Origin of the sequence: Lichenihabitans sp. Uapishka_5, assembly GCF_033947565.1 — a bacterium.
GTDB lineage: Bacteria > Pseudomonadota > Alphaproteobacteria > Rhizobiales > Beijerinckiaceae > Lichenihabitans.
Genome location: NZ_JARPVX010000087.1, coordinates 1 through 15,010, shown reverse-complemented (window position 1 = coordinate 15,010; position 15,010 = coordinate 1). Strand labels below are relative to the sequence as shown.

Genomic DNA, 15,010 nt, shown 5'->3' with positions numbered 1-15,010 from the left:
CTTCTGGACTATCGGCGAGCCGGGCCCCCCGCCATGACGACCCGCACGGGCCCGAGGCCGCCGCCGCGGCCCGGCTCGCCGATAGTCCAGAAGCCGTCGCCGCCGAGGCCGTTCATGTGCGGGTAGACCACCGCGATCGAGGCCGCCATGGCGACGGTCGCCTCGATGGCGTTGCCGCCCTCGATCAGCACGTCCCGCCCGACCTGCGCGGCCAGCCGATGGGGCGCCGCCACGGCGGCGTGGGAAAAGCTTGGGGTCTCGGACATGGGGCACTCCGGCCTGGGCAGCCGATTCGGGGCCACCCGCTTGCATCCCGGCAGTGATGACTGCTACCACGGAGGCATTCAACAGGACCCGGTGCAATTCCGGGTGGCTCTTCCGGCCGCCGATCCGCCGGACCACGCAAACCAGACGATGAACGCGGGCCGTTTTGGCCAGCATCCGTCTCTTGCGGACCAAACATCATGACCTTTGTTCTGTCTTACACGCGCGCGTGGTGGGCCAACCCGCGTGTCGAAGTTCTGTCCGGCATCGTGGTGGCGCTGGCGCTGATCCCCGAGGCGATCGGCTTTTCGGTGATCGCGGGCGTCGATCCCAAGGTTGGCCTTTATGCGTCCGTCGTGATCGCCTGCGTGATCGCCTTTACGGGCGGGCGTCCCGCCATGGTGTCGGCCGCCACGGCCTCGACCGCGGTGCTGATGACCGGCCTCGTGCACGACCATGGAGTGCAATACCTTTTCGCCGCCACGATCCTGATGGGCGTGTTCCAGATCGTCGCCGGGCTGTTGCATCTCGGGCGATTGATGCGGTTCGTGTCGCAATCGGTGATGACCGGCTTCGTCAATGCGCTGGCCATCCTGATCTTTCTGGCCCAGATGCCGCAACTCACCCATGTGCCGCCTGCCACCTATGGGCTGATCGCGCTGGGGCTCGCCATCATCTACGGCTTCCCCCGGCTCACCAAGGCCGTGCCGTCGCCGCTCGTCGCCATCGCGGTTCTGACGATCGTCACGGTGGTGTTCCATCTCGACGTGCGCCGGGTGGCGGATCTCGGCGCCCTGCCGTCGGCGCTGCCGAGCTTCGGGCTGCCGCAGGTGCCCTGGACCTTCGAGACGTTGCGCATCCTGACGCCAGTCGCCCTGACGCTCGCGGCCGTGGGCCTGCTCGAATCGCTGCTCACTGCCCAGATCGTCGACGACATGACCGATACCGCGAGCCCGAAGAGCCGCGAATGCGTCGGCCAGGGCTTCGCCAATATGGCGTCGGCGGTGTTCGGCGGCATGGGCGGCTGCGCCATGATCGGGCAGTCGGTCATCAACGTGTCGTCGGGCGGCCGGGGGCGGCTGTCCACCCTGGTGGCGGGCGCCTTTCTGCTGGTGCTGCTCGTGGTGTTGCAGGATCTGCTCGCCATCGTGCCGGTGGCGGCGCTGACGGCCGTGATGATCATGGTGTCGATCAACACCTTCGCGTGGCGCTCGCTCGCGCAGTTGCGCAGCAACCCGCTGCCGTCGTCGGTCGTCATGCTGGCCACCGTGGGAACCGTGGTGGCCACCGCTGACCTCGCGCGCGGAGTGCTGGTGGGCGTGCTGCTTTCGGGCGTGTTCTTCGCCGGCAAGGTGTCGCGTCTCAGCCGCGTGTCGTCCGTGCTGTCGGAGGATGGCCGAACCCGCACCTATCTCGTTGAGGGACAGGTGTTCTTCGCGTCCGCCGGCACGCTGGCGGAGTCGGTCGACGTGTCCGAGCCGCTCGACCGGCTGGTGATCGACCTGCAGGACGCGCATTTCTGGGACATCTCGGCCGTCGGGGCGCTCGACAAGCTCGTCTACAAGGCGCGTCGGCAAGGCCGCATCGTCGAGGTCATCGGCCTGAACCAGGCCAGCGCCACTCTCATGGAGCGCTTCGGGACGCCCGACACAGCCGGGCCCGCGACGGTGCCGCATGGGTAGCGGCTGCGAGCATCAGGCTATTTGCTAGGCATTGATCCAGGCCTTTGCCTTATCGGCAGGCGGTTGACGCTCAAGTCTACCATGCACTTGCTGCCCGGCCGGCGCATCAAGTCTGCAATGCAGGACGACGTTGTCTTTCCCAAGCGTGCGTTCATCCAATCTCAACCTGCCGTGGTGTTGTTTGCGGATGACCGGGCCATGGGGGCGTCGCGAACAGTCCGACAAGGTGCCGCAACATGGGCCCACAAGGCGAACCCACACCGCGGTTGCGGTGCGCCACCGAGGCCGCCGCGCTCGATGCGGTGCGGGACACGTCGGACGTCGATGTGACGTCGCTGCAGACGCAGGTGGCCCGGCTCGAGGTCGCGCTCGACAACATGAGTCAGGGCCTGTGCATGTTCGATCATGCGGCGCGGCTCGTGATCTGCAACGCGCGTTACCACGAGCTCTTCGAGATTCCCCCGCTGCGGCTGCGCAGCGGCATGTCGCAGGAAGACGTGTGCGCGGTTTTGATCGCCCACGGCTGCTATCCGCCGTCGGTGACGGTCGACGCCATCCTGGAAACCACGCGCGCGTCGCTGCAGGCCGGTGGCGCGATGCCGATCCTGCGCGAGCTGGTCAATGGCCGCGTGCTGTCGATCTTGTTTCGCCCGTTGAAGGATGGTGGCTGGGTATCGACCTTCGAGGACGTCACCGAGCAGCGGCGCAGCGCCGCCAAGATCGCTCATCTGGCCGGTCATGATGCGCTGACCGACCTCGCCAACGCCCGCGCACTGCGCGAAGAAGGTCGGGCCCTGATGGCACAGACGTCGGCATTGGCGCCGGTTCTGGCGATGCACTACCTCGATCTGGACCGCTTCAAATTCGTCAACGACACCCATGGGCATGAAGCCGGGGACGAGCTGCTGCGCCTCGTGGCGGGACGCCTGCAGGCCGTGCTGCGGCGCGGCGACCGCATCGGACGGCTCGGCGGCGACGAATTCGCGATCCTGCAACGGGTGCCGACCGTTCATGCGGCGTTGGAATTCGCCACCCTCCTGGTCGATGCCGTGTCGGCGCCCTTCGGGCTTTCGGTCGGCCCAGTCGCCATCGGGGCCAGCGTCGGGACCGCCACCCGCGTGGGGCTTGTCGAGGACCTCGAGCCGCTGCTGCACGAGGCCGACCTGGCGCTGCGGCAGGCGAAGCTGTCGGGGCGGGGGACCACGACGCTGTTCGATCCCGAAATGTCCGACCTGGCCCGGCAACGGCGGAGCCTCGAGGCCGAACTCCATGTGGCCCTGGCGGCGGAACAGTTCGAACTGCACTACCAGCCGCTCGTCAGCCTCGACCGCGATCGCAACCGGATCGTCGGGGTCGAGGCGCTGGTGCGCTGGCGACATCCGGTGCGCGGCCTCGTGTCGCCAGCGACCTTCATCTCGATCGCGGAGGAAACGGGTCTCATTGTCCCGTTGGGCGCCTGGGTGCTGGGCCAGGCCTGCCGCGACGCCGCCGGCTGGCCGGCCCACGTGGTGGTGGCCGTCAACGTGTCGAGCATGCAGATGCGGCACAAGGCCTTCGCGGCGGACGTGTTCGCCATTCTGGAGGAAACGGGCCTCGCGCCGGCGCGGCTCGAAATCGAGATCACCGAAAGTGCGCTGCTCGACGAAAGCGACACCATCATGGACAACCTCAACCGGCTGCGGTCGGCCGGCATCCGTTTCGCCATGGACGATTTCGGCACCGGCTATTCGTCGTTGAGCTACCTGCGCCGCTTCCCGTTCGACAAGATCAAGATCGACCGCTCCTTTATGCAGGATGCCGAAACCAGCGCCGACGCGCTGGCGATCATCCGGGCCGTGGCGGGCCTTGGGGCGAGCCTTGGCATCACCACGCTGGTCGAGGGCGTCGAGACGGCGCAACAGCTCGCGATGGCGCGGGCCGAGGGAGTCGGGCAGGCGCAGGGCTACCTGTTGAGCCGGCCGCAGCCAGGCGCCGTCATTGCCGACCTGCTTAAACAGGATCGCCTGCCGGGGGACTGACGGCGGGGTGAGCGGAGCTCAGAGCCCGCCTCGCCCCGCTGGTTCTCAGCCCCGCATGCGTTGCCCGGCCGCGTCGTAAGGCGCCCCCTCGATGCGGGTCGCCGGCCGAAGCGCGCCGTCGATCTCCACAGCGAAACCGTCGTCCCGGGTCGCCAGCGCCTTCGGCACGTAGCCGAGCGCCAGCGAGCGTCCGACCGCATGGCCGTAGCCGCCCGACGTCACCCAGCCCACCACGGCACCATCGTGCCAGATCGGCTCGTCTCCGAGCGCGTCGGCATCGGTCGCCTCGACCGCGAGGGTCACGAGACGCATCGGGCCGCCACCGTCGGCACGAGCCGACGCCACCGCGTCGCGGCCGATGAAGTCGCCCTTGTTCAGCGCCACGAAACGCCCGAGCCCCGCTTCGTCCGGGCCATAGCTCGGGCGGAACTCGCGCGCCCAAGTGCCGAACCCTTTCTCGACCCGCATGGTATGCAGGGCGCGGCCGCCGAACAGTTTGAGGCCATGCGGCTCGCCGGCCACGACCAGCATGTCGTAGAGGGTGCGCTGAAAATCCGCCTTCACCCAGACCTCGTAGCCGAGCTCGCCCGTGAAGCTGACGCGGCCGACGAGCGCCGGCACGGTGCCGACATCCATGCGGGCGAAGCTCATGAACGGGAAGGCCGCCGTCGACAGGTCCTGGTGGACGAGGGTCTGCAACAGGGCGCGCGACTTTGGTCCCGCAAGGGCGAGGCCCGCATATTCCATGGCGCAGGCCCGCACTGTGCAGCCGGTTTCGGGCAGGAAGCGGTCGAACCAACGCTCGTAGTAGGTTTCGGCCGCATAGGTGCCGACCACCAGGAACTTGTCCGCCGCCCAGCGCCCCACCGTGAAGTCGCCGATCAGCTTGCCGGCCTCGTTCAGCATGGGGGTGAGCACCATGCGGCCGATCGGCGGCATGCGGTTCGCCATGACCCGGTTCAGGAAGGCTTCCGCGTTGGGGCCCGTGACCTCGAACTTGCCGTAGTTGGTGGTCTCGATCAGGCCGACGCCCTCGCGCACCGCCTTGACCTCGGCCGCCACGATGTCGTGCGTGTCCGGCCGCTTGAACGTGAAGTCCTCGCGGGCGAGCGCCGCCGAGGGGGCGAACCAGAGCGCATGTTCGAGGCCGCAATATTCGCCCCAGACCGCATGGTTGGCGGCGAGCCGATCATAGATGGGCGAGGTGCGGTAGGGCCGGCCGGCCGGCAGCTCCTCGTTCGGGTAGCGGATGCGGAAGCGGCGGGAATAGTTTTCGCGCACCTTGACCTGGGTATAGGCGAGCGTTGTCCAGTCGCCGTAGCGCGCCACGTCCATGCCCCAGATGTCGAAGCCGGGATCGCCCCGGGTGATCCAGTTGGCCAGCGCCAGGCCGACGCCGCCGCCCTGGCTGAAGCCCGCCATGACGCCGCAGGCCACCCAGAAATTCTTCAGGCCGCGCACCGGACCGAGCAACGGGTTGCCGTCGGGCGCGAAGGTGAAGGGGCCGTTGACGACCTTCTTGATGCCGACCGTGTTGAAGACGGGGAAGTGCGCGAAGCCGACCTCGAGCTCGGGCGCGATGCGCTCGAGGTCGTCCGGCAACAGGTTCTGGCCGAAGTCCCATGGGGTTTCCCGCTCGGACCAGGGCACGCAGTTCTTCTCGTAGGTGCCGAGCAGCATGCCGCCGCGTTCCTGGCGAGTGTAGATCTCGCCCTCGAAGTCGACGCAATGCAGCTGCTCGGGCTGGCCCGCCAGCGCCGGGATGTCCTCGGTGATGATGTAATGGTGCTCCATGGCCAGCACCGGCAGCTCGATGCCGACCATGCGTCCGACCTCGCGGGCCCATAGTCCGCCGCAATTCACCACATGCTCGGCCTGGATGTCGCCCTTCTCGGTGCGCACCAGCCAGGACCCGTCGGGGTATTGCTCGAGGCCGGTGACGCGGCATTGCCGCTCGATCGTGGCGCCGCCGATCTGCGCCGCACGCGCATAGGCATGCGTGACCCCGTAAGGATCGACATGGCCCTCGATCGGATCATACAGGCCGCCGACGAAATGGCTCTTGTCCATCAGCGGAAACAGCCGTTCCGCCTCGTCGGCCGACAGGAGGTCGAGGTCCATGCCAAGGTAGCGGCCGCGCGCCTTGACCATCTTCAGCCAATCCATGCGCTCGCGCGTGCCGGCCAGCATCAGACCGCCCGTCAGGTGGACGCCGCAGCTCTGGCCCGAGATCGCCTCGATCTCCTTGTAGAGCTCGATCGTATATTGCTGCAGCTTGGCGATGGTGGGGTCGCCGTTGATGGTGTGCATGCCGCCGGCCGCATGCCAGGTGGAGCCGGCCGTCAGTTCCGCCCGCTCGAGCAGCATGACGTCGCGCCAGCCCGCCTTGGTGAGGTGGTAGAGCACGCTCGCTCCCACCACGCCGCCGCCGATCACCACCACTTGAGCCTGGGATTTCATCACCGAACCTTTATGACGGCCGCTGCGCCGGGCGCGCCCACGCCGCCATCATCGATCCTCGCACCCGACGCGGCTTTTCGGCAAACGACGATGTCTCGCGTGTGGTGTCGCGGCATACGGGTTCTTGACCTTCCCCATGCGACACCCCGCGTCGAAGATCGGCCGTGACCGCAAGGAGTTCTCATGTTGCACACGCTGCAGGGCTTGGTGTCGACCCTGTTGAACGGGTTCACGGCGCATCTTGAGCAATGGGACGGGTGGGCGGCGCTGATCGCGGCGGCTTTGTTCGGCTTCCGAGGCGGCACCTTCTGGATGCCCGTGCTGGTAGCCGTCATCATCAACCCGACGCCCTATGGCCTCGTGGCGAACCTCATCCATGGGCGCGCCACCAATCTGAACGCGGTGGTGCTGTTCACGACGATCCAGATCATCATCGCCTTCGTGGGCTTCGGGGCCGGGCGGCTGTTGACGCGACTGCGCTAAGGCGCGGCCCCCATGTGGTCGCCTACCCGATCCGGCTCAGGCGCGTCGGATCAGTCGCGCCGCGAAAAACCCATCCATGCCCTCGAACCCGGGGGCCGGTGAGAAATATGGCAGCGTCCGCAACTCGCCCTTGTCGGTCAGCCATTCGGCCTGGCCCGCGACCTCGTCGAGTGTGATCGGGTCGCGCAGCACGTCGGGATTGCGGCGCATCAGGGCTGCGATCTGCGTCTCGCCTTCTTCGGGCTCGATCGAGCAGACGCAATAAACCAAGCGTCCGCCGGGGCGCAGCAGCGACACGGCCCGGTCGAGCATCCGCGACTGCAAGGTCGCCAGCGAGGCAATGTCGGACAGCCGCTTGGTCCAGCCCACATCCGGATGGCGCCGTATGGTGCCGGTGGCCGAACAGGGCGCATCGAGCAGGATGGCGTCAAACGGCGCGGCCTCGTAGGTGACGACATCGGCCACCTTGGTTTCGACCGACAGGTTCAGGCGCTCGAGGTTGCTGGCCAGGCGCTTGAGGCGCTCGGCCGAGCGGTCGACCGCCACCACCTGGGCGCCGGCGCTGGCCAATTGGGCGGTCTTGCCGCCCGGCGCGGCGCAAAGATCGGCGATGCGCTCACTCCATTGCGCCTTCAACAGGCGCGCCGGCATGGCGGCGGCAGCATCCTGCACCCACCAATGGCCATCCTCGAAGCCAGGCAGTTCGGGCACCGGGGTGTGGCCCCGCAACCGCACCGAGCCGGTGCTCAGCAGGTCGCCATCGAGGCGCTCGGCCCAGGTCTCCGCCTCGCCCTTTACCGTGATGTCCAACCGGGGTTCGGTGCGACAGGCAGCGGCGATCCGCTCCAACGCTTCGGCCCCAAAGCTCTGCCGCCAGCGCGCCGCCATCCACTGTGGCAGATCGATGAGGGGATCCTGTTCGGGCAGGTTGTCGCGTAATTTGGTGAGGTTGCGGGCGACCGCATTGGCCAGGGCCGCATAGGGCTGGCTTTGCGGGTCGTTCCGCACCGCCTGAACACACAAGTTCACGGCGGCGTGATCGGGGACGTCGAGGAACAGCAACTGTGCCGCCGCAACGACGAGCGTCCATTCCAGACTTCCCGATTTGCGCGGAAGTCCACGTTCGAGAAGGCCGGCCAGGATCTTGCGGATCGTTCCGAGCCGTCTCAGCGACACGGTGACAATCGAGCGTACCAGTGCCCGATCGCGAGGCTCGAGTCCTAGAAGTCGGCTATGAACAACCTCGCCGGCAAAGTATTCGTCGATGGCGCGTCCGTTGCCGACCACTTCAGCCAAGATGGCGGCTGCCGCTAGACGGGCCGGCAGGCCGGGCGGAACTGGCGGCGTTGCTTCGGCGGATGTCTTCGACCAGGGTTTTGGTCGATGCCCGGATCGCGAAGGCGGAGCCTGTATCCTAGCCATAAATCAGATCGACATTCACGATACGAGATCGGTAGACCGCATCGTCGATGAAGTAACGGCCCAAACACGGTCGGATGACGTATGGGAGCCGTGTACCCATATAAGCCGCGGACACCATAGGAGAGGGTTCCCATGACGACCGGTGCAGAACGAAGCAGCGCGGAGAGTGCCGATGGTGCGCCCTCTGGCCCTGAAAGGCAACGCCCGCTTTCAGCGGCTGCGCGTCGCGCCCTCGACGAAGCCGCAGCGCGTCGGTCGGCTCCGATGCCCAAGGACACGACGTCCGAGAAGGGCGGGCGGGGTGGGCTCGAACCCGTCCGCTACGGTGATTGGGAAGTGAAGGGCTTGGCCAGCGACTTCTGACAATTGCGGCCGATGGCTGACACCATCGGCCGACACCGGCGCCGTTTCCTCAAGTAGGATGCGACGGTCGGACCCGAAATTCCGCCTTCAAACGGACCGCGACGTATTCCCGAGCCCCGCCGAACGCACGTCTTCTCCAAGGTCATGCACGAGACCGGATACGTTTTCGGCAGACACGCCATGCTCTGCAGCGGTTGTCTTGATCTGGTCCAGAGTTTGCGAAGCTTTGGTCTTCAACTGTGTCAGTTGATCGCGGGCCGCCGCGCTGGCGTTGCGTCGCACGGACTCGCTCGCATCGCCCATCCATTGCGATTCAACGCTGGTGCTCCGGATCGCCGAACCGACGGCGGCGCCCACAGCCATGCCAAGGGCGGCCAGGATCAGCGGCTGCTCGTTGAGCAGGCGCGACAAGCCCGAATTCGGGCGATGGTCCGGATGACGATCCATGGCGAAGGACCCTATGCGTGCGTTATTGGGATGGGACCAGGCCGGATCGACCGACAACGAAGCCTCATCCAGGTCTCGCGGCGCGTCGATATCGTACAAGGCGTCGTCATAGGTCGCGTTGGGACGCTGACGTGCACTCGATCCGAAACGCTGGCCGACACCGGCCAACATGGCAGCCCCGAGGCCGATCAACGCCGCTGGGATCGGGTTCGCCCGGACGATGCCCCACACCTTGTCGGTGATGTCGGAAGAGTTCGCCTGCGCCTGGGAGAACATCTCGTCGACCATGTTCTCCGGGCGAAGGTTTTCCCGCAGGCGATCGAGCGTGTTGACGAGGCCCGCGCGCTCGCTTTCGGCCTCCTGGGCCACCTCGGCAGAGGTTTGATCCGAAAACGTGCTCATGACACCTGTTCCTTGATGGCCCGCGCGTCCTTGCCGATCTGTCGAAGCGACCGCTTCGGCACCAGACCAGAGGCCGTCAGATGCGAGATGGCGAAATAAACCGAAACGCCGCCAATGATGAGGAAGAGGATGGCGACAGCGAAATAGGCGACGAAAGCCTGTAGACCGAAGTAGATCAACAGGTGCACGCACCCGATCAACAAGAGAACGATCGATGTCAGCATCAGCACGGCCGCGGCCGCGATGATGGCGACAGCCTTGACGGCGGCCGTCACCTTCTCTCCGAGCTCCGTCCGCACCAGACGGATCTCGGTTTCGACCAGCCGCGCCATCTGAGCCATGGCATCGGCGACCAGGCTGCTGGTCGAGGGACGCCCCTGCGCCTCGTTCATCCCGCCCTCCCGACGCTAGGTCTTCGAGGTCTCGGTGTCGCCGACCGGGGACGGCGCGGGCTCACTCTTGATGAAGCGTGCCAAGGCGAAACCAGCCAGGATCGACCCCGCGAAAAAGGCAACCGGCTGCTTGCGTGCGAAGGTCGAGACCGATGCGACGACGTCGTTGATGTTGCTCGACCGGAGGTTGCCGGCGATCATGTCGACGGAGCCGGCCGCGTCGCGCACCAGCTTCGCCACATGGGGGTTCTGCTCGTCGAGATCGCTCGCTGCATTATGGGCTGCGCGCGAAAGCCCGCTGAGCTTATCGGCGCCGAGCGACTTTTGCTGATCGATGATGCCGGTGATCCGATTGCGGGCCTCGTCGGCCATCGATGAGATCACGCCCTTGGCCTCTTCGACGTGGCCGGCGGCCTGCGACTTCAGGTCGGTCGCAATCGAGGTGGCGGAATCGCGGATCGACTGGCTACCGGCCTGGACGCTGGCTTTCAGGTCCGCCGCATGCGCCGCCGCTGCATCCTTGAGGTCGGCGGCGTGGTCGCTGGCGCGACCTTTCAGATCGGAGGCGGCCGCGTTGGCGCGGCTGCCGAGATCCTGCGCCGCATTGGAGGCGGTATCGAAGGTCGAACCGGCCTTGGCCGAAGCCTGCTCCTTGAGATCCTCAACCTTGTTGGCCCAGTCGTCCGGCCCCGAGGATGATGCAGTCATGAAACGCCCCTGTGGTTCAAGCTTTGTCGAACAACAGCCGGAGGCGCTTTCTGTTCCGCCGCGACCGTGTGCGGCGCGACGATTTACGGCAGCATGACGACGGGCGTCCCGACCGGCACGCGGTCGTAAAGGTCGACCACGTCGCGGTTGAGCATGCGGATGCAGCCGAAGGAAGCGGGCGTGCCGATCGAGGTCGGACGGTTTGTGCCGTGGATCGCATATTGGTCGCCGCTCAGCGTCAGCGCACGCGCCCCCATCGGGTTGCGGGGCGAGCCCCCGGGGATGTAATCGGGCAACCAGGGCTCGGCGCGCTTCACCTCGGCCGGCGGCGCCCAGGCGGGCTCGACGTATTTGCCGTCGACCTGCACCACGCCGTGCCATTGGCGCCCCGACTTGCCCACCGCCACGGGGTAGCGCAGGGCGGTGCCGTCCTGCACCACGAGATAAAGGCGGCGCTGGTGCTGGCTCACCACGATGGTGCCGGGCCGGTAGCCCGGCAAGGCTGCGAGCTCATAGGCCCGTACCGGCACGACGGTGGTCAGAAACGCCATGACGGCGGCCAGCACGATGAGCCCGGCCAGCAGCGCCTCGGTGAGCACGAAGCGTCGGCGATCGAGCGGACGGAAGGTGAATCCCATGGGCTGGCTCCACGCCGGCATCATGCCGGCGGCCGCACCCTGGCGCCGGTCCCATCAAGGCGAACTTACCGGCCGGGGCTCATTCGCCGCCGGCGCGGGCTGTTTGCGCCAGCAAGGTTAACCGGGGCCTATCGACGTCCCAACGTCGTCTGGCGGGTCGCGACCAACTCATCGACGACGCCGGGGTCGGCGAGGGTCGAGGTGTCTCCGAGTGCGCTGAACTCGCCTTCGGCGATCTTGCGCAGGATGCGCCGCATGATCTTGCCCGAGCGGGTCTTGGGAAGGCCCGGCGCGAACTGGATGACGTCCGGTGTTGCAATGGGGCCGATCTCCTTGCGCACATGGGCCACGAGGGCCTGGCGCAGGGTGTCGTCGGCGGTCGTGCCCTGCATCAGCGTCACATAAGCAAAGATGCCCTGGCCCTTGAGGTCGTGCGGCACACCGACCACCGCGGCTTCCGACACCGCCGCATGCGACACCAGCGCGCTTTCGATCTCGGCCGTGCCCATCCGGTGACCCGACACGTTCAGCACGTCATCGATGCGGCCGGTGATCCAATAATAGCCGTCGGCGTCGCGTCGCGCCCCGTCGCCGGTGAAGTACTTGCCCGGGAAGGTCGAGAAGTAGGTGTCCTCGAAGCGCTGGTGGTCGCCATAGACGGTGCGCATCTGCCCGGGCCATGAATCGGCGATCACCAGCGCGCCTTCACAAACGCCATCCAGCACCCGGCCTTCCCCATCGACGATCTCCGGCACCACGCCGAAGAACGGCAGCGTGGCCGAGCCCGGCTTCAGGGCGGTGGCGCCCGGCAGGGGCGTGATCAGGTGGCCGCCGGTTTCGGTCTGCCACCAGGTGTCGACCACCGGGCAGCGGCCGTCGCCCACCACGCGGTAATACCAGTCCCAGGCTTCGGGGTTGATCGGCTCGCCGACGGTGCCGAGCACCCGCAGGCTTTTGCGGCTCGTCGCCTTGACGGGCGCCTCGCCGGCTCCCATCAGGGCGCGGATCGCGGTCGGGGCCGTGTAAAACAGCGTCACCTTGTGCTTGTCGACCACCTCCCACAGGCGCGAGGGGCTCGGATAGGTCGGGACGCCTTCGAACATCAGGGTGGTGGCGCCATTGGCAAGTGGCCCGTAGACGATGTAGCTGTGGCCGGTGACCCAGCCCACGTCGGCGGTGCACCAGTAGATGTCATCTTCGCGCAGGTCGAAGACGGTGCGGTGCGTCATCGCCGCATAAACCAGGTAGCCGCCCGTCGTGTGCAGCACCCCCTTCGGGGCGCCGGTGGAGCCCGAGGTGAACAGAATGAAGAGCGGGTCCTCGGCCCCCATCGGAACGGCAGGGCATTCGGTGGAGGCGCTGTCGCGCGCGGCGGCATAATCCACGTCGCGCGGGTGGCTGCACAGGGCGGCCCCGAGGCCGCCGGTGTTGCGCACCACGATGACGCTCGACACGTCCGGGCAACCGGCGAGCGCCGCGTCGGCGGTCTTCTTCAACGGCACCACCTTGCCGCCGCGCAGGCCCTCGTCGGCCGTGATCAGCACCCGGCTGTCGCAACCCAGGATGCGGCTCTTCAGGCTGTCGGCCGAAAAGCCGCCGAACACCACCGAGTGGATCGCCCCGATGCGAGCGCAGGCCAGCATCGCATAGGCGGCTTCCGGGATCATCGGCATGTAGATGGTGACGCGGTCGCCCTTGTTGACGCCACGGGCTTTCAGCACGTTGGCGAAGCGGCACACTTCCGCATGCAACGCGCGATAGGTGATGGCGCGCGACTTCGCCGGGTCGTCGCCCTCCCACAGAATCGCCACCTTGTCGCCCCGCTCCGCGAGGTGCCGGTCGATGCAATTATGCGCCACGTTGGTAGTGCCGTCCGCAAACCAGCGGATGCTGACCCGGCCGCGGGTGAAATCCGTGTCCTTCACCTCAGTAAAGGGGGTGAACCAATCGATGGTTCGGCCATGTTGGGCCCAGAACGCTTCGGGGTCTCGGATCGAGGCCGCGTACCATTCCGTATAGGTTGGCGCGTCGATCAGCGCATGCTCCCGGACGCCCGCGGGAACCTCGTGGACGGCAGCTTCCGACATCGTTTCCTCCCGGGACGTTCGTGCATCCCTGTTCGGCACGATGGTAGCGGCACCCCGGAGGCGAGACAAGGATCGCGAGCGCCGGCGCAGCCCCCGCACGCCGTCCGCAACCGGCTTCATGCTCGGTTAAGCGTGCCACCGCTTCGAACCCGGTAGGGGTCTCGCTCGCAGGTTGGCCGACAGGGGAAATTCATAATCGCCTCGCATACCGGGTGGCAGTGGCGACCGTCAGGCCCGGGAGATTTGATTTGCGATTCAAGGATATCGGTTTAGCCGGGAAGCTGTCCCTCGGCTTCGGTTCCGTGTTGGCCGTGGTGGCGCTCAGCTCAGCCTTCACCTATGCGTCGGTCAAGAACGTCGCCGAAGTCGAGCGGCTGAACACGGCTTCGAACCTGATCCAGGACGAGGTCGATCAGGCCTGGGGCTCGATGGCCCGGTCGCAGGCGGCCGTGCGCAAATACGTGTTGACCGCAGCGGCCTCTGACAAGGCCAAGGTCGATGCCGGGATCACCGCCTTCCGGGATCACGTGGCCAAAGCCCGGGCGGCCCTGGTGGCCGATGCGCCGGTCTTCGTGGCTGATCTCGACGCCTATAGGACGGCCAGCGAAGCCTACCTCAACCAAGCCATCCTGCAGGAAGTCCGCCTGGCCACCGATCCCGCCACCCGTCCGCAGGCGGTCGACATGGTGTCGTCGTCCACGACCGCGCCTTTGTCGGCCGCGATGGATGCGGCCGAAACGGTGATCGAAACCAAGGTTGACACCTGGTCGGACACCTTCACGGAAGCCGGCGACACGGCGATGCACGCCATCGTCCTGACCGTCATGGCGGCGAGCCTCGCCTCGGTGCTGGTCGGCATCCTGATGGCATGGTGCATCACGCGGGCGGTGGGCATCCCCTTGTCGACCATGACCCGGGCGATGCGGCGCCTGGCCGAGGGCGACAACGCCGTCACGGTTCCGGCGCTCGGCCAGAAGGACGAACTCGGCCAGATGGCCGCGGCCGTCCAGGTGTTCAAGGATTCCGCTCTGGCCAAGCTCCGCGCCGAGGCCGAGGCCGCGGAGGCGCGCCGGGAGGCCGAGGCGCTGCGACGCGAAGCCGAAGCCGCCCAGGCCGAGGCCGCACGCCAACAGGGCGAGGTGGTCGACGCCGTGTCGAGCGGGCTCGACCATCTGGCCAAGGGCGACCTGACGTTCCGCCTCGACCAGTCGCTCGCGCCCGATTACGAGAAGCTCCGTCACGACTTCAACGCCGCCCTGAACACCTTGCAGGACGCCATGCGGATGGTGGCCTCGAACGCCGCCGCGATCCGGGCCGGCACGAACGAGATCTCCACGGCCTCCGACGACCTGTCGCGCCGCACCGAGCAGCAGGCGGCCTCGCTGGAGGAAACCGCTGCGGCACTCGACGAGATCACCGCCACGGTGAAGAAGACCGCGGAAGGCTCGAACCACGCGCGGTCCGCGGTGGCGACCGCCAAGACCGATGCCGAGCGGTCCGGGGCTGTCGTGGGTCGGGCGGTCGCGGCCATGACCGGCATCGAGGCGTCGTCGAAGCAGATCGGCCAGATCATCGGGGTCATCGACGAGATCGCCTTCCAGACCAACCTGCTGGCGCTGAACGCCGGCGTCGAGGCGGCCCGGG

At 67.1% G+C, this 15,010-nt stretch carries 12 protein-coding genes, 1 pseudogene and 1 other annotated feature; of the genes and pseudogenes, 5 read left to right on the top strand and 8 right to left on the bottom strand.

The window, feature by feature from the left end; all coding sequences use genetic code 11:
- Window positions 1-17 precede the first annotated feature (17 nt).
- A pseudogene (locus P7D22_RS19515) lies at window positions 18-266 on the bottom strand (gamma-glutamyltransferase); the annotation flags it as partial.
- An 81-nt stretch (window positions 267-347) separates the two neighbouring features.
- Window positions 348-403: a sequence feature (sul1 is cis-regulatory element that is thought to sense ions involved in sulfur or methionine metabolism; They are found in Alphaproteobacteria), on the top strand.
- Window positions 404-464: 61 nt separating this feature from the next.
- Between P7D22_RS19515 and P7D22_RS19510 the strand changes: the two are divergent.
- Together P7D22_RS19510 and P7D22_RS19505 are read left to right on the top strand one after the other, a co-directional pair.
- Window positions 465-1,946, top strand: coding sequence for a SulP family inorganic anion transporter (locus P7D22_RS19510; protein ID WP_319935925.1), 1,482 nt, complete (start codon window positions 465-467; stop codon window positions 1,944-1,946).
- 236 nt (window positions 1,947-2,182) lie between these two features.
- Window positions 2,183-3,964, top strand: a complete 1,782-nt coding sequence (locus tag P7D22_RS19505) for a putative bifunctional diguanylate cyclase/phosphodiesterase (protein ID WP_319935924.1) — start codon at window positions 2,183-2,185, stop codon at window positions 3,962-3,964.
- A gap of 45 nt (window positions 3,965-4,009) precedes the next feature.
- Here P7D22_RS19505 and P7D22_RS19500 read toward each other — a convergent pair whose 3' ends face one another.
- Window positions 4,010-6,424 carry a GcvT family protein gene (locus P7D22_RS19500; protein WP_319935923.1) on the bottom strand — a complete coding sequence of 805 codons (2,415 nt, stop codon included), beginning with the start codon at window positions 6,422-6,424 and terminating at the stop codon, window positions 4,010-4,012.
- Window positions 6,425-6,607: 183 nt separating this feature from the next.
- Between P7D22_RS19500 and P7D22_RS19495 the strand changes: the two genes are divergently transcribed.
- Window positions 6,608-6,907: a hypothetical protein gene (locus P7D22_RS19495; protein ID WP_319935922.1), complete on the top strand. Its 300-nt coding sequence runs from the start codon at window positions 6,608-6,610 to the stop codon at window positions 6,905-6,907.
- Between the two features lie 36 nt (window positions 6,908-6,943).
- Here the strand turns inward: P7D22_RS19495 and P7D22_RS19490 are convergent, their stop codons facing one another.
- Complete coding sequence (locus tag P7D22_RS19490; RefSeq protein ID WP_442916119.1) at window positions 6,944-8,329, bottom strand: RsmB/NOP family class I SAM-dependent RNA methyltransferase; 1,386 nt, start codon at window positions 8,327-8,329, stop codon at window positions 6,944-6,946.
- Window positions 8,330-8,461: 132 nt separating this feature from the next.
- On the opposite strand from P7D22_RS19490, the gene P7D22_RS19485 reads away from it, so the two are divergent.
- Window positions 8,462-8,692 (top strand): DUF1674 domain-containing protein, encoded by a 231-nt coding sequence (locus tag P7D22_RS19485; protein ID WP_319935921.1) that lies wholly within the window; start codon window positions 8,462-8,464, stop codon window positions 8,690-8,692.
- A gap of 87 nt (window positions 8,693-8,779) precedes the next feature.
- Here P7D22_RS19485 and P7D22_RS19480 read toward each other — a convergent pair whose 3' ends face one another.
- The 5 genes from P7D22_RS19480 to acs all read right to left on the bottom strand — a co-directional run bounded on the left by P7D22_RS19480 (window position 8,780) and on the right by acs (window position 13,366).
- A complete protein-coding gene (locus P7D22_RS19480) occupies window positions 8,780-9,508 on the bottom strand; it encodes a hypothetical protein (RefSeq protein ID WP_319935920.1) in 729 nt (242 codons plus the stop codon).
- Window positions 9,509-9,537: 29 nt separating this feature from the next.
- Complete coding sequence (locus tag P7D22_RS19475) at window positions 9,538-9,933, bottom strand: phage holin family protein (protein WP_319935919.1); 396 nt, start codon at window positions 9,931-9,933, stop codon at window positions 9,538-9,540.
- A 15-nt stretch (window positions 9,934-9,948) separates the two neighbouring features.
- A complete protein-coding gene (locus P7D22_RS19470) occupies window positions 9,949-10,641 on the bottom strand; it encodes a hypothetical protein (RefSeq protein WP_319935918.1) in 693 nt (230 codons plus the stop codon).
- Between the two features lie 83 nt (window positions 10,642-10,724).
- On the bottom strand, window positions 10,725-11,192 hold the full coding sequence (locus P7D22_RS19465) for a L,D-transpeptidase (RefSeq protein WP_319935926.1): 468 nt from the start codon (window positions 11,190-11,192) through the stop codon (window positions 10,725-10,727).
- Window positions 11,193-11,407: 215 nt separating this feature from the next.
- Window positions 11,408-13,366: an acetate--CoA ligase gene (gene acs / locus P7D22_RS19460; protein WP_319935917.1), complete on the bottom strand. Its 1,959-nt coding sequence runs from the start codon at window positions 13,364-13,366 to the stop codon at window positions 11,408-11,410.
- A 248-nt stretch (window positions 13,367-13,614) separates the two neighbouring features.
- Between acs and P7D22_RS19455 the strand changes: the two genes are divergently transcribed.
- The coding region (locus tag P7D22_RS19455; protein WP_319935916.1) for a methyl-accepting chemotaxis protein at window positions 13,615-15,010 on the top strand (1,396 nt) is incomplete at its 3' end.

What these genes read in the sequence shown, in the direction of transcription:
- P7D22_RS19510 (WP_319935925.1), top strand. Translation starts at nt 465, where the DNA reads ATGACCTTTGTTCTGTCTTACACGCGCGCGTGGTGGGCCAACCCGCGT.
- P7D22_RS19505 (WP_319935924.1), top strand. Translation starts at nt 2,183, where the DNA reads ATGGGCCCACAAGGCGAACCCACACCGCGGTTGCGGTGCGCCACCGAG.
- P7D22_RS19500 (WP_319935923.1), bottom strand. Translation starts at nt 6,424, where the DNA reads ATGAAATCCCAGGCTCAAGTGGTGGTGATCGGCGGCGGCGTGGTGGGA.
- P7D22_RS19495 (WP_319935922.1), top strand. Translation starts at nt 6,608, where the DNA reads ATGTTGCACACGCTGCAGGGCTTGGTGTCGACCCTGTTGAACGGGTTC.
- P7D22_RS19490 (WP_442916119.1), bottom strand. Translation starts at nt 8,329, where the DNA reads ATGGCTAGGATACAGGCTCCGCCTTCGCGATCCGGGCATCGACCAAAA.
- P7D22_RS19485 (WP_319935921.1), top strand. Translation starts at nt 8,462, where the DNA reads ATGACGACCGGTGCAGAACGAAGCAGCGCGGAGAGTGCCGATGGTGCG.
- P7D22_RS19475 (WP_319935919.1), bottom strand. Translation starts at nt 9,933, where the DNA reads ATGAACGAGGCGCAGGGGCGTCCCTCGACCAGCAGCCTGGTCGCCGAT.
- P7D22_RS19470 (WP_319935918.1), bottom strand. Translation starts at nt 10,641, where the DNA reads ATGACTGCATCATCCTCGGGGCCGGACGACTGGGCCAACAAGGTTGAG.
- P7D22_RS19465 (WP_319935926.1), bottom strand. Translation starts at nt 11,192, where the DNA reads ATGGCGTTTCTGACCACCGTCGTGCCGGTACGGGCCTATGAGCTCGCA.
- acs (WP_319935917.1), bottom strand. Translation starts at nt 13,366, where the DNA reads ATGTCGGAAGCTGCCGTCCACGAGGTTCCCGCGGGCGTCCGGGAGCAT.